The 12,176-nt window shown below is 70.1% G+C and carries 11 protein-coding genes and 3 pseudogenes; 8 read left to right on the plus strand and 6 right to left on the minus strand.

Going from position 1 to position 12,176, the window contains the following annotated elements:
- Positions 1 to 901, minus strand: a 901-nt coding sequence (locus ACTWQJ_RS33595; protein WP_443310276.1) for a Mu transposase domain-containing protein, incomplete at its 3' end; no start/stop codon positions are given.
- A gap of 1,073 nt (positions 902 to 1,974) precedes the next feature.
- On the opposite strand from ACTWQJ_RS33595, the pseudogene ACTWQJ_RS33600 reads away from it, so the two are divergent.
- A pseudogene (locus tag ACTWQJ_RS33600) lies at positions 1,975 to 2,175 on the plus strand (hypothetical protein); the annotation flags it as partial.
- Here ACTWQJ_RS33600 and ACTWQJ_RS33605 read toward each other — a convergent pair.
- Complete coding sequence (locus ACTWQJ_RS33605) at positions 2,162 to 3,022, minus strand: RICIN domain-containing protein (RefSeq protein ID WP_443310277.1); 861 nt, start codon at positions 3,020 to 3,022, stop codon at positions 2,162 to 2,164. The pseudogene ACTWQJ_RS33600 and the gene ACTWQJ_RS33605 sit on opposite strands and share 14 nt — an antisense overlap.
- A gap of 171 nt (positions 3,023 to 3,193) precedes the next feature.
- Here ACTWQJ_RS33605 and ACTWQJ_RS33610 point away from each other — a divergent pair.
- A pseudogene (locus tag ACTWQJ_RS33610) lies at positions 3,194 to 3,580 on the plus strand (cation transporter); the annotation flags it as partial.
- 39 nt (positions 3,581 to 3,619) lie between these two features.
- The gene (locus ACTWQJ_RS33615; RefSeq protein ID WP_443310278.1) at positions 3,620 to 3,937 is read left to right on the plus strand and encodes a hypothetical protein; all 318 of its coding nucleotides are present in this window, start codon (positions 3,620 to 3,622) and stop codon (positions 3,935 to 3,937) included.
- 291 nt (positions 3,938 to 4,228) lie between these two features.
- Here the strand turns inward: ACTWQJ_RS33615 and ACTWQJ_RS33620 are convergent, their stop codons facing one another.
- Entirely contained in the window at positions 4,229 to 4,645 is a 417-nt protein-coding gene (locus ACTWQJ_RS33620) for a heavy metal-responsive transcriptional regulator (RefSeq protein WP_443310279.1), read from the minus strand.
- A 77-nt stretch (positions 4,646 to 4,722) separates the two neighbouring features.
- Between ACTWQJ_RS33620 and ACTWQJ_RS33625 the strand changes: the two genes are divergently transcribed.
- The 5 genes from ACTWQJ_RS33625 (at position 4,723) to ACTWQJ_RS33645 (ending at position 9,419) form a co-directional block, all read left to right on the plus strand.
- Complete coding sequence (locus ACTWQJ_RS33625; protein WP_443310280.1) at positions 4,723 to 4,884, plus strand: tRNA-dependent cyclodipeptide synthase; 162 nt, start codon at positions 4,723 to 4,725, stop codon at positions 4,882 to 4,884.
- A 134-nt stretch (positions 4,885 to 5,018) separates the two neighbouring features.
- The gene (locus ACTWQJ_RS33630) at positions 5,019 to 5,432 is read left to right on the plus strand and encodes a tRNA-dependent cyclodipeptide synthase (RefSeq protein WP_443310286.1); all 414 of its coding nucleotides are present in this window, start codon (positions 5,019 to 5,021) and stop codon (positions 5,430 to 5,432) included.
- Positions 5,433 to 5,451: 19 nt separating this feature from the next.
- A complete protein-coding gene (locus tag ACTWQJ_RS33635; protein WP_443310281.1) occupies positions 5,452 to 7,653 on the plus strand; it encodes a heavy metal translocating P-type ATPase in 2,202 nt (733 codons plus the stop codon).
- A 172-nt stretch (positions 7,654 to 7,825) separates the two neighbouring features.
- Positions 7,826 to 8,632: a DUF2182 domain-containing protein gene (locus ACTWQJ_RS33640; RefSeq protein ID WP_443310282.1), complete on the plus strand. Its 807-nt coding sequence runs from the start codon at positions 7,826 to 7,828 to the stop codon at positions 8,630 to 8,632.
- 130 nt (positions 8,633 to 8,762) lie between these two features.
- Positions 8,763 to 9,419, plus strand: a complete 657-nt coding sequence (locus ACTWQJ_RS33645) for a DUF1326 domain-containing protein (protein WP_443310283.1) — start codon at positions 8,763 to 8,765, stop codon at positions 9,417 to 9,419.
- A 140-nt stretch (positions 9,420 to 9,559) separates the two neighbouring features.
- Here ACTWQJ_RS33645 and ACTWQJ_RS33650 read toward each other — a convergent pair whose 3' ends face one another.
- From ACTWQJ_RS33650 to ACTWQJ_RS33660, 3 genes and pseudogenes are all read right to left on the minus strand, one after another.
- Complete coding sequence (locus ACTWQJ_RS33650; RefSeq protein WP_443310284.1) at positions 9,560 to 10,195, minus strand: class I SAM-dependent methyltransferase; 636 nt, start codon at positions 10,193 to 10,195, stop codon at positions 9,560 to 9,562.
- A 158-nt stretch (positions 10,196 to 10,353) separates the two neighbouring features.
- Positions 10,354 to 10,884, minus strand: a pseudogene (locus tag ACTWQJ_RS33655) (zinc ribbon domain-containing protein); the annotation flags it as partial.
- 111 nt (positions 10,885 to 10,995) lie between these two features.
- Positions 10,996 to 11,538, minus strand: coding sequence for a hypothetical protein (locus ACTWQJ_RS33660; protein WP_443310285.1), 543 nt, complete (start codon positions 11,536 to 11,538; stop codon positions 10,996 to 10,998).
- Positions 11,539 to 12,176 lie beyond the last annotated feature (638 nt).

Here is a 12,176-nt window from a genome sequence, read left to right on the forward strand (position 1 = left end):
AGTTGGTCCCAGCGGTCGAGGGCGGGCAGAGGACGCTGGTCGGCGGGCAGGCGGGCAGGCGGGCAGGCGGGCAGGCGGGCAGGCGGGCAGGCGGGCAGGCGGGCAGGCGGGCTGTCCGACGCTCGGTCAGGCTGGGCAGTGGCAGGTCGGGCGGGGTGACCGGCTCGGGCAGCGCGGTGGTAGCGGCGACGGTCGGGGACCGGCCTTCAGTCTCGGTGGCCTTGCGGGCCTCGAGCGCGACGACGTCTGCGGTGCAGGCCCCGACCGCGAGCGCGGCGTGGATTCCGGCGACCACATCGCCGTGTTGTAGGTGCCGGTGCAGGAGCAGGACATGGACCAGCGCCTTGGTGCCCTCGGTCTCGCCGAGGGCATACTTGGCCGCGGACCAGAACGCCTCGTGGGTGGGGGTGAAGGTGCCTTCACGGCGGGCCTGGTTGAGTGCCTCGGAGCCGGCCAGGGCTCCGGGTGTGGTCAACAGGACCTCCAGGAAGTGGTCCAGCACCAGCCGTTCGGCGCCCTTGGTGGTGAGCCTGGGGTGTCGGGCTATCTCCATCCGGCCGTGGAAGATGACGACCTCGCTGGAGCGTAGGAGCACGTGGACGGTGCGGCCGATGAACCGCACTGGGACGGAGTAGCGGCAAATACGGACCGCGACCATGCCGTAGCGGTCGACGCGAGGGTTGAACGCCAGCCCGGTCTCGAAGGGCGCTTCGGGCAGGGGCAGCAGGAGCGGGGCCTCGCAGCCGAAGTCCTGGCCGATGGTATGGATCCGCATCCCGATCCGGCGGTCTTCCTCGGTCTGCTCGAACCGGGCGAATGCCTCGTCGAGCTCATCGAGGGAATCGACTCGCGGGACCGGGGTCAGGTAGTTGCGGCGCCAGTAACCGACCTGGCCCTCCACCCCGCCCTTCTCATGGGCGCCGCGAAGGCCCGGCTCGCAGTAGAAGGGGTGATCGAAAAGTGCCGCCGGAAATCGGTCCAGTGCGGGTGCTCCTCACGCGAGCGACTTCTGCGGATCATCCGGGAGACCGCGGGCGAGAGGTTGTCGTAGCGGATCTGCCCCGCTGGGACACCGCCCAGAGTGCGGAACGCGTGGACGTGACTGTCCAGGAATGCTTCCTGCCCGCAGGAGGCGGTGATGCGGTGCACCGCCTTGCCCGAGTAGGCCAGGCGGAAGGCGAACAGGTAGCACTTGGTTCGCTCGCTGGGCAGGTCCCCCACGCCTCGCCGAAGTCGACCTCCGCGTCCATCCCGGGCTGGTTGTGCCGGATCACGAACCCCGCCGCAGGTGTCGCCCCCGCCGCCTCGGCGATCTCCTGGCGACGCCGGCTCACGTAGTCCCACACCGTCGGGTACGCGATCTCCGCACCGAGTTCCTGCTGGAGCCGGGTAAGGATCCGCTTCACGGTGTGCCGCTGCTTCGGCGGCACGTCCAGATCCTCCAGCAGCCATTGGTCGATCGTCTTCTTGAACGGCTCCAGCCTGGGTGAGCGCCGCCGCGGAGTCCGCCGCGGGGCGGGCACCCCCCCAAGAGCGGCTGATGCTCCAACTTGCCATCCAGACCAGCCAGATCATCCGCGCCCACCGAGGGCGACGCGCCGTCCACCCGACAGACCGGCTCGGCGCACAGCAGCCGCTGGGTCCCTCTTCGCCCGGAGCCTGCGACAGCCTCCAGCTCTCAGCCGAGTACGGGACCCCATCTCGACAACGAAGGAGGAACCGCACATGCCCCACCTGCAGGACCGTCCCGAACAGCGCAGGGTATACCTGCTGTTCGCCCACGAGGCGTACTACCCGGCCGCCGGCCAGGAGATCAACACCTCGCTCGTGGCCGCGGCTGCCCTGCTGCATCCGCATGTACGGCAGCCCGACGGCGCGCGCATCCACGACCGTCTCACCCGAGGCCGCCGACAGGGCGAGATCGTGCCGCTTCATGCGCTGGGCTCTTGCGGCACTGTGGCGTTCATCTGGCAGTGGCTGATCATGTTCTGGAACTGGATCGGGCGGTCTCAGGAGGAGATCGAGCAGGCGCGCAGGGACTGGATGACGGGGACCCGGTTCGGTGAGGTGAAGGGGTACGGCGGCGCCCCGCTGCCGGCTCCGGAGCTGCCGCCAGTGCCCTTGAAGCCGCGCGGCAGAGGGCGCTGCCCCGGAGGACTGGTCAGGCGGGGGTGAGCTGCTTCCAGATCTGGGCGCTGGTGCCGTTGCAGTCGTGGATCTGAAGCTGGGTGCCGTTGGTGAAGTTCGAGTAGGGCACATCCAGGCACTTGCCGGACTGGGGGTTGGTGAAGGCGGCCGGGGTGGGCTGGTCGTAGCGCCACTGCTGGGCGCCGGTGCCGTTGCACGTGTAGATCTGTACCTTGGTGCCGTTGGCGGTACCCCCGTTGGCCACGTCCAGACACTTGCCCGAGTTCGGGTTCACCATGGTGCCCTCGGGCGTGATCTTCCAGGTCTGGCCCAAGGAGCCGTTGCAGTCCCACACCTGCACCCTCGCGGCGTTTTCCTTGCTGGCGCCGCTCACATCCAGGCAGTGCTTGCCACCGTCGGGGCTGTAGGAGAACTCCGTGGGCGTGGACGCCGGGCCGGTCACGGTGAACGTGCACCAAGCGGACCAGGCGGACGGGCCGTCGGGGCCCTCGGCGCGGATCCGCCACTGGTAGTCACCCGGGCTGAATGTGCTGGTGGGAGTCTGGATTCCCCACTCGTGGCCAACCGGCCCCGTGCTGACCTGGAAGGTGCGGAACGGCTGCTCGCCCGGGCGCGCGAGCTCCATCGTCCCGCCCAGGTTGGGCTGGGGGTCCACGCCCTTGACCGAGGCGGCGAACAGCGGTGCGGAACTGTTGGTGGTGCTGAACGTCGGTGGGGTCTGAGCGCCACAGAACTGGAAGCCCTCGTAGGGGCCGTTGGAGATCCGCAACGTCTCGGGGACGTCGGGGGTGGCGGCCCACGCGGCGGTAGGAACGCTGAGGAAGGCGGCGGCCAGGCCCGCGGCCGCGGCGACCATGGAACGTATCCCTCGCATGCTCACTCCATCACAAGATCGATAATTCGGCCGCTGAGAAGTGCACACCATCGAACACCCGCATGTCAGCCTCCACAGCGCCGGCGTAAGAGTCCCGTCATCTCTTTTGAGGTGTGTCGACAGGCGCCCGCCGCGTCGAACGGGGGTACCGGCGGGCGACTCGCAGGAGAAGTCCGCGGGCTGGCCGGCACCGGTGAGGCAGAACGCTCGATTCCAGGCATCGTGCTGGCGGCGCTGTCCCTCCTGGTGATGCCGTTCCTGTCCGCGGCCCAGCGCCGCGCTGGGCGCGAGATCGGCTCGACCTCGGCGGTCGCCGACTCCAAGCAGACCCTTTTGTGTACCTACCTATCCGCGGTGCTGCTGCTCGGCCTGGTCCTCAACGCCACCCTGGGCTGGGCGTGGGCGGATCCGATCGCCGCCCTGGTGATCGCTGCAGTCGCAGCCAAGGAGGGCCGCGATGCTTGGCAGGGCAAGGGCTGCTGCGCAGCACCCGCCGCTGCAGTGCAGACCGAGGCCGATGCGTGCGGCTGCCAGCCCGGATGCGACTGCTGCGCCTGACCTGCTGAACCGACACCCGAAGCGCGCGATGCTGGAGACATGAAGGTCGAGCTGCTGACTGTCCCCGACTGCCCCAACGCCGCGACCGCCGCCGACCGGCTCCGTCAGGCGCTCGACGAGGCGGGCATGCACGACGTGACGTTCACGACGCGCCTCATCGCCGACCAGGACGAGGCCGAACAGGCAGGTTTCACCGGCTCGCCGACCTTCCTGATCGACGGCCGGGACCTCTTCGCCGAGCCCGGCCAGGCGCCGGGATTGACGTGCCGTGTCTACCAGACCCCGCACGGACTAGCGGGTGTCCCCGCGGCCGACCAGCTGCGACGCACCCTGTGTGACGGGATCACCTCACCATGATGACCACGGTCGCAGTGATGCCGACGGTGAGGATGGCTCCGCGCAGCACGGTTGGTGGCCCCATCTCGCCTGCTGTTCCGGGTTCGGGGTGCCGGGGTGGCTTCGTTGCCCCACGCACCGGCGGCCGCGAGGTTGAGGGCCGCGTCGGGCCAGCCGCCGGCCCGCTGCCGGATGTCGGTGAGGGGCTTGCGCACGGGAGTTCGGCGACGGCGGCGTCGCTCTCGGCGATACGGGCGCCGAGCACGTCGCGGACCGTGGTGTACGGCGGGATGCCGCCGTCACGTGCGCCGCTCAGGTCCCCTCGCCAGAGGCGGCACTCTCGATGATCCGGCACACGAGGGCCTGTTCTCCGCGGCCGGCGGCCTGGTCGGCTTGGGCGCGGGCGTGCTGGAGGGTCGTACGGAGGGCCTGGAGGTTGGCGATGCGGCGGTCTATGTCGTCGAGGTGTTTGTCGAGGAGATCGGTGACGAGAGCGCAGGGCTGTTCGCCGCGGCGCTGGAGGTCGAGGATGTCCTTGATTTCCTTGAGGCTGAGGCCGAGCGCCTGGGCCTGGCGGATGAAGCCGAGGACGGGCACTGCCTCGTCGGTGTAGGTGCGGTAGCCGGCGGCGGTGCGCTCGGGCGGGTCGATAAGGCCGTTGGCCTCGTAGAGGCGGACGGCCTTGGGGCTGAGCCCGGTGCGGGCGGCGATGCGGCCAACAGTGAGCATGAGGGGGGCTCTGTTCGTGCGAGTGCTGCCAGTGTGCGCTTGACCTTGCCCTAAGGACAAGGTTTTAGCGTCCGGTCATGAGCACAGATCAGGGCGACGGCTGTATGGCGGCGATGGCGGTGACACCGCTGAGCGGCCGGTGCGCCGAAGTCGTCGAGCGGGCCGAGCACGCCTGCTTCGGGATCAGCCCGTTCAACAGCTACTTCTCCACCGCCCGGATCCGCGAGCTGGCGGCCTGAGGGCTGGAGCGGTTCGAGCGGGTGGACTTCTTCGTGCCCGACGCGCCGAGCGCGTACACCTTCGAGGCGCTCGGCTACCCCCCGGGAAGGCCGCGTGGAAGGCGCGCAGGCAGGGCCAGTACACCCGCAACAAGATCATCACCGCGTTGGATTCGCTGGGCCGGGCAGACGCGGACCAGCGCGTGCTGGGCTGGGCCGAGCTGGAGAGCAATACGGCGTTCGGCCGCCTCCACGACAGCGGGCTGCGCCGGTACGCCGAGGACGCGGATTTCCGGGCGGCCTGCCGGGAGGCCACCGGGTGGGTGCTGGCCGGGAAGCTGCCCGCCGCTCAGACGCCGGACGAGGAACAGGTCGAGCGCGCGGTGCGCTACTTCCTGGCCGAGTTACCGCTGTTCATCGACACCCCGGCCATCGTCGGCGCCGCCACCTCTGTGTTCTGCTACCACCACCCGCCTGCTGTCCTGCGCCGCCTGTACGGAGGCGAGCTGACCTGGCGCCCTGCCGCCGGGCAGGGCTTCGCCGTGATCGCACCGGCCGTACGAGACTGAACGAGATAAGGAACCGTCCATGCAAACCAGTACGCGGGCTGATGCCGAGCAGTCCATAGAACTGGCCATCACCGGGATGACCTGCGCCTCGTGCGTGGCACGGGTCGAACGGAAGCTGGGCAAGCTGCCCGGCGTGAGCGCGACGGTGAACCTCGCGACCGCAACCGCGCACGTGACGCGACAGAATCCCGGGGTCGGGGTGGAGGAGCTGGTCGCCGCCGTCGAGGCCATCGGCTACGGGGCTGCAATACCCCGGGCCGAAGCCCCGGCCGCCGAGGAAGAGGCGGTGGACGCCGAGGGCGCGCACGTCGCCGGTCTGCGCCGCCGATTGATTGCCTCGGTGCTGCTGGGTCTGCCGGTCGTCGTCGTGTCGATGATCTCCGCCCTGCACTTTTCCGGCTGGGAGTGGGGGGCGCTGCTGATGGCGACTCCGGTCGTGGCGTGGGGGGCGTGGCCGTTCCACCGGGCAGCGGCCCTGAACCTGCGGCACGGGTCGGCGACGATGGACACCCTGGTGTCGCTGGGGGTGCTGGCCGCCTACCTGTGGAGCGCGGGGACTCTGGCACTGGGCGGGGAGCACCTGTATCTGGAGGTTGCCGTCGTTCTGACGGCGTTCCTGCTGGCGGGCCGGTTCTTCGAGGCCCGGGCCAAGCGGCGGGCCGGGGACGCGATCCGGGCGCTGATGGACCTGGGCGCCAAGGACGTCGTGGTTCTCCGCGACAGAACCGAAGTACGTATCCCGGTGGAGCAGTTGGCGGTCGGGGACCTGTTCGTCGTACGGCCCGGGGAGAAGATCGCCACGGACGGTGTGGTCGTCGAGGGCGCCTCGGCGGTGGACGAGTCGCTGCTGACGGGGGAGAGCGTGCCGGTCGAGGTCGAGCCTGGCTCGGCGGTGACCGGCGCCACCGTCAACAGCCATGGACGGCTGACCGTACGGGCCACGCGCGTCGGAGCGGACACCAAGCTGGCGCAGATCGCCGCGCTGGTGGAACGGGCGCAGACCGGCAAGGCGGCGGTGCAGCGCCTGGCCGACCGGATCTCCGCGGTCTTCGTGCCGGTCGTCATCGCCCTCGCGGTGGGCACGTTCGGCACGTGGCTGCTGACCGGAGCCTCGGCGGCGACCGCGCTCACGGCGGCCATCGCTGTGGTGATCATCGCTTGCCCATGTGCGCTCGGGCTGGCGACGCCGACCGCGCTGATGGTCGGCACCGGACGTGGCGCCCGGCTCGGGCTGCTCATCAGCGGGCCCGAGGTGCTGGAGTCGACCCGGCGGATCGACACCGTCGTGCTGGACAAGACCGGCACCGTCACCGAGGGCAGGATGCGCCTCGTCGACGTCGTCCCGGCCGACGGCGAGGATCGGCAGGGAGTGCTGCGGCTGGTCGGCGCCCTGGAGGATGCCAGCGAACACCCGATCGCCGCTGCCATTGCCAGCAGCGCGCACGAGCGCCTCGGTTCGCTGCCCGCCGTGACCGGCTTCGCCAGCACACAGGGCAGGGGTGTGACCGGGCAAGTCGAGGGACACACGGTCCGTGCGGGGCGGGTCGCGTGGCTGGAGAAACACGGCCTGGTGCTGCCCGAGGAGCTTGCCCGCGCGCGGAAGGAGGCCGAGGCCGAGGGCCGCACGGTTGTCTTCGCCGACTGGGGCGGGCAGGTGCGCGGCGCGCTGGTGGTCGCCGACACCGTCAAGCCCACTAGCGCCGAAGCGGTCGCCGAGCTCAAGCGGCTCGGGCTCACTCCGGTGCTGCTGACCGGCGACAACACGGCGGCTGCCCGGGCGGTCGCGGTGGAGGTTGGCATCGAATCGGTGATTGCCGAGGTCCATCCCGAGGACAAGGTCGCCGAAGTCGAACGTCTCCAGCATCAGGGCCGGGTGGTGGCGATGGTCGGCGACGGCGTCAACGACGCGGCCGCCCTCGCCCAGGCCGACCTGGGCCTGGCCATGGGCACCGGCACCGATGCGGCCATCGCCGCGTCGGATCTGACCCTGGTACGAGGAGACCTGCGAGCAGCGGCGGACACGATCCGATTGGCCCGCCGCACCCTTCGTACGATCAAGGCCAATCTATTCTGGGCCTTCGCCTACAACGTCGCCGCGCTGCCGTTGGCCGCTGTCGGCATGCTCAACCCGATGATCGCCGGAGGTGCCATGGCGTTCTCCTCGCTCTTCGTGGTCTCCAACAGCCTGCGGCTGCGGCGCTTCCAGCCCCTGAATCGCTGACGGCTGACGACCACCAACGGCCCGATTCCTCCAGCACCCGCTTCTGTGATCTGCTGGAGGAAACCGGGCCGACTCGTCACGCCCGCGGGCAGCCGCCGTCGGTGCCGCTCGTATCGTGTGGTGACGCGCCGCCCGGCGGTCGCACCAGGGAGCGGCCCTTGGGAGGAGCGCCATGCTGCACGTCCGCATCCCGGCCCCCGCGCTGGCACAGTCTGGCAACCTCCTGCCGCGGCGTGATCTGGCCGCCGTGTGGATCCTCATGGTCCTGCTCGCCGGGCTGGCATGGGTCCTCACCGTCGCCCAGTCCCGCGACATGGCCATGGAGCCGGGAACGATGGGTCTGGCGCTGCCGCTCTTCCTGCTGCTGTGGGTGACCATGATGGTGGCGATGATGTTCCCCTCGGTGGCGCCGGTGGCCATCACCTGGGCGCGGGCGATCGGCAGGCAGTCGGTCGGCGCCACCCGCGCTGCGCGCATCGCCCAGTTCGCCGGGGGCTACCTGCTCTCCTGGACGGCATTCGGTCTGGTCGCCTACGGGGTACTGGCGGCGACCGGGAGGCTGGTGGACGCGAACCCCGATGCAGGTCGCTGGCTCGGCGCCGCTGTATTCCTGCTCGCGGGGCTGTATCAGTGCGGGCCGCTGAAGCGGGTGTGTCTGCTGCACTGCCGCAACCCGCTGGCGCACCTGATCCGGTACGCGCGCTTCCGGCCGTGGGCCCGCGATCTGCGCGTGGGCGCGCACCACGGGCTCTACTGCGTGGGCTGCTGCTGGGGCCTGATGATCGTCCTCATCCCGCTCGGTGTGATGAACGTGGGCGCCATGGCCGGGCTGGCGGCGGTGATCTTCTTGGAGAAGCTGTGGCGGTGGGGCCCGTGGCTCACCTGGGCGGTCGGCATCGCCTTCCTGGTCCTGGCCGCACTCGCCCCGTTCCAGGGCGGGCTGCTGCCCGGCCTTCAGATGTCCGAGTCGTCGATGTAGCCGTTCGCTTCCTGGGCCGGTGAGGCGCACGCTGGAACGGAGGCCGCCTCGCGATCCCGACAGCGGGCTCGGGACACGCAGTCTCGCCACTCCGAGTGAGCTCCCCTGGGCTCGACGGGAGGGAAGCGACATGACAGAGCAGGTCACTACCGATACGCGGTGGCACCTGGTCGGCGACTGGTTCGATGTGTGCAAGTGCGCCATTCCGTGCCCCTGTACGTTCGCGCAGCCCCCCACCTACGGCGACTGCGAAGGCGTGCTGGCCTGGCACATCCGGGAAGGCAACTTCGGCGATGTGCGGCTCGACGGTCTCAATGTGCTGATGCTCGGCTCCTTCGTCGGCAACGCCTGGGCCCGCGAGCACACCGACGCGTACGCCGCGGTCTTCTTCGACGAGCGCGCCGACGACCGGCAGCGCGCCGCCCTCCAGAGCATCTTCGGCGGTGAGGCGGGCGGATGGCCGGCAGAGTTCACTGAGATGTTCGGCCCCGAGATGCGGGGTATGGAGTTCACTCCCATCCGAGTGGAGATCGACGAGGATCTGGGCGCCTGGCGCGCGGAGATCCCCGGGCGGGTATCGGCAAGCGCCGAGGCGCTGACCGGACCGACCACCCCGGAAGGGGCACGGGTACAGGTGCACAACGCGCCGGGCGCCGAAGTGGGGCCGGGTCAGGTCGCCACCTGGGGACGGGCCACCACCGACCGCGCCGACGCGTACGGCTTCTCCTGGGAGCGCTCGGGAAAGTCGAGCAAGTACTTCCCCTTCGACTGGACCGGCCCGGACTGAGAGCTGAGCGGCCCTGCGCCGGGTCGGCGTGGCACTGCGTCAGTCCGTTGGCCAGGCCGCGTAATCCGGCCCTCGGGCATGACGCGGTACGGGCAGCACGCGAGGTCTCGGCTTCAGCTGCGCGAATCCGACCCCGACGCCTACGGGACGCGGGCGGGCTTGCGGGCGGCGAGGCGTTCGACGACGCCGAGCTTGAGCCGGTCCCGCTGCTCGATCTGCAGGCCCGCTGCCTGGACGTGCCGGAGCGGTCGGCGCAGCAGGTGCGCACCGCCGAACGGAACGGTGACCAGCTCGATGAGCCGCTGGAGCGCGCGGAGAGGCCAGGCGGAGCTGGGGACGTGGTCCAGCAGCAGGAGTCGGCCGCCGGGCTTGAGCATGCGGCTCATCTCGGCGATGGCGCGCTGGTCGTCGGGGATCGCGCACAACGACAGGGTGCACACCACGGTGTCGAAGGAGGCTTCGGGGAACGGCAGGGCCTGGGCGTCTGCCTCGCGCAGGTCTGCGGTGCGGCTGAGCTCGTGGGCGCGGCGCCGGGCGATGGCCAGCATCTGTGGGCTCCACTCGATGCCGGTCAGCCGGACGCCAGGAGGGTGGAGGGGCAGGTTCAGTCCGGTACCGATGGCGACCTCCAGCACGTCGCCATTGGCCTGGGAGCAGACCCAGGTGCCGCTCTCGGCGAACAGAGTGCGGTCGAAGAACCGCATCTGCCGGTCGTACGAGCGGGCGTGCTTGTCCCAGTAACGGCGCAGTCGCTCGTTGTTTCTCGGCTTGGGCACGGTGCCATCCTCTGCGCTGCGCCTCGCTTCCGCACGCGCGGTTGGCTCGCCAGCGGGTGGTCGGCCGGTTGGCTTCCCGGCCAACCACCCCCGGGGTCTCTGCCCGCGAGCGCGGTCGGGTCAGTCGGCCGCCGGGCCGTGTAGTCGCCGGCCTGCTGCACCGCCGCGACGAGTACGGCGCTGTCCACGTCGGCGCCTTCGCCCAGGCGGATGGTGGTGCGTCCGGCCTTCACGTCGGTGCTGGAGGAGCGGACGCCGGGGATATCTTCCAGCTCGTTGTCGATGAGTAGGCCGCAGCTGGTGCAGTGCATGCCCTCGACGAGAAGCACCCTCTGGGGACCGGGGTCGGTGTCCTTGTTGCGGCTGAAGAGCTTCATGCCTTGTCTCCCTGCTGTAGCAGGGAGATTCCCTTCGGCTGCCCGTGGGGGCCGGGAGGGCTTCACGCGTCCGCCTCCGGCATGGGGCCAGGACTCGCACCGTGGTGCTGCGCGTGCTGTTGGTGACCGAGCCGCCCGTCCGGCGGCTCGGGCCTCGATCTCGATCGAGGCGTTGTGGTCGGCGTCGTCCTCGTGGCCGCAGTGGACGCAGGAGAACAGGCGACCGCATCCCTTGCGGGACTCCGGGTCGGTCTTCCCGCAGGTCTGCGAGGTATGAAACGCCGGGACCGCGATGATGCGGGAGCCGTACATCCCGGCCTTGCACTCCAGTTGCCGACGCCGTGTCGGTGGGAGCCTGCCTGTCGGGCCTCTGCACTGCCCCGGCTCCGCGAGGGGGAGGGGGCGGCACAGGGGTCCGGCAGGTCAGGCGCCAACCGGCTCCACCTCGGGCTGGCGGTTGACGTGCTGCTCCAGGAGGTCACGTACCTGCGCCATGGACGTGACGGGGACCGGCTCGTCCTCGGTGTCCGTGACGACGAAGGTGTAGTCGTGGGTCGCGAAGCCCTCGCCGTCGTTCTTCCGGTAGTGCAGGTGCGGGCCCTCGGCGAGGGGGAACAGGGCGCTGGTGCCGTCGATGCCGACCCACAGCTTGCGGTTGTTCAGCAGGTTGTGTGCGGGGTCGACCTTTCCGGACAAGAGCGCGGCCTGGTGGGCGGCACCGTCCAGGGCCGCCTCGGACAAGCGGTCGATGAGGTCCTCGGTGCTGCTGGGCAGGTCCTCCTCCGTCTCCTCCATGTTCAGCCCGTACGCCGAGGAGGACGGGGGGACGGGATGCGCGTGAGCGCACGGAGTGAGCCCAATGAACGAGTCGAGCAGTTCCATGACGCCGAAAGCGAGGGCGAGACCGAAGGCGCCGGTGAGCGCGCTGGACACGGCGGACGGCAGGCCCGGCACGTAGGAGCCCACCAGGCCGCCGAGGCCGGCGGCGGTGAACAGAATGACGGCGTCGAGGCTTCCACGGCGACGGCGCCGGCGCGGGTGGTGATGGCCTGCCTGGTCTTGGCCATGAGGTTTTGCTCTTTCTTGGAGTCGGAATTGGTCGGAAACGCAGGTAGGCCGCCTGATCTGGGATCAGGCGGCCGAGGGAAGAGGACCGAGCAGGCCATCAGGCTCGTCGCGTTGACCAGCGGCGGTCGCGTGCTCGTCCAGACGCTTGTTGGAGAGTTCTCCTGTGCCGGCATTCGGGGACCGCTCGGTGCGACGTCCCCGCGGCCGTCTCCTGGCACGACTGCGGGGCATCCGCCGTGCACGGCGACGGCGAAAGCTCCAGCTGCGCCGGGGAGGCGGGCATGAGATCCATGTGGGCACCCCACCCGCTGACCCCGATCAGGCTGGCGACCACCAGCCCCGACCACCGGTCACGATCAGGCAACGCGTCGCGTGGGATGCCGTGGTCGGGGTCATGGTCGGGGACCACGGGTGTGTCAATTTAACGGCTGATCTTGGTTGTTGAGTGGTCAGTTGTTGCTCGGGGTCAGGCGGCCCTCGAAGGCGATCTGGAAGGCGTTGAGTGGGGCCTTCCAGCGCATGGTCCACCGCTTGCG

The sequence above is a fragment of the Streptomyces sp. KR55 genome (assembly GCF_052245645.1).
In the GTDB taxonomy this organism is placed as follows: domain Bacteria; phylum Actinomycetota; class Actinomycetes; order Streptomycetales; family Streptomycetaceae; genus Streptomyces; species Streptomyces flavusporus.

Bases quoted from the DNA above. Each gene is read 5' to 3' on its own strand.
- ACTWQJ_RS33605 (WP_443310277.1), bottom strand. From the start codon at position 3,022: ATGCGAGGGATACGTTCCATGGTCGCCGCGGCCGCGGGCCTGGCCGCC.
- ACTWQJ_RS33615 (WP_443310278.1), top strand. From the start codon at position 3,620: ATGAAGGTCGAGCTGCTGACTGTCCCCGACTGCCCCAACGCCGCGACC.
- ACTWQJ_RS33620 (WP_443310279.1), bottom strand. From the start codon at position 4,645: ATGCTCACTGTTGGCCGCATCGCCGCCCGCACCGGGCTCAGCCCCAAG.
- ACTWQJ_RS33625 (WP_443310280.1), top strand. From the start codon at position 4,723: ATGAGCACAGATCAGGGCGACGGCTGTATGGCGGCGATGGCGGTGACA.
- ACTWQJ_RS33635 (WP_443310281.1), top strand. From the start codon at position 5,452: ATGCAAACCAGTACGCGGGCTGATGCCGAGCAGTCCATAGAACTGGCC.
- ACTWQJ_RS33640 (WP_443310282.1), top strand. From the start codon at position 7,826: ATGCTGCACGTCCGCATCCCGGCCCCCGCGCTGGCACAGTCTGGCAAC.
- ACTWQJ_RS33645 (WP_443310283.1), top strand. From the start codon at position 8,763: ATGACAGAGCAGGTCACTACCGATACGCGGTGGCACCTGGTCGGCGAC.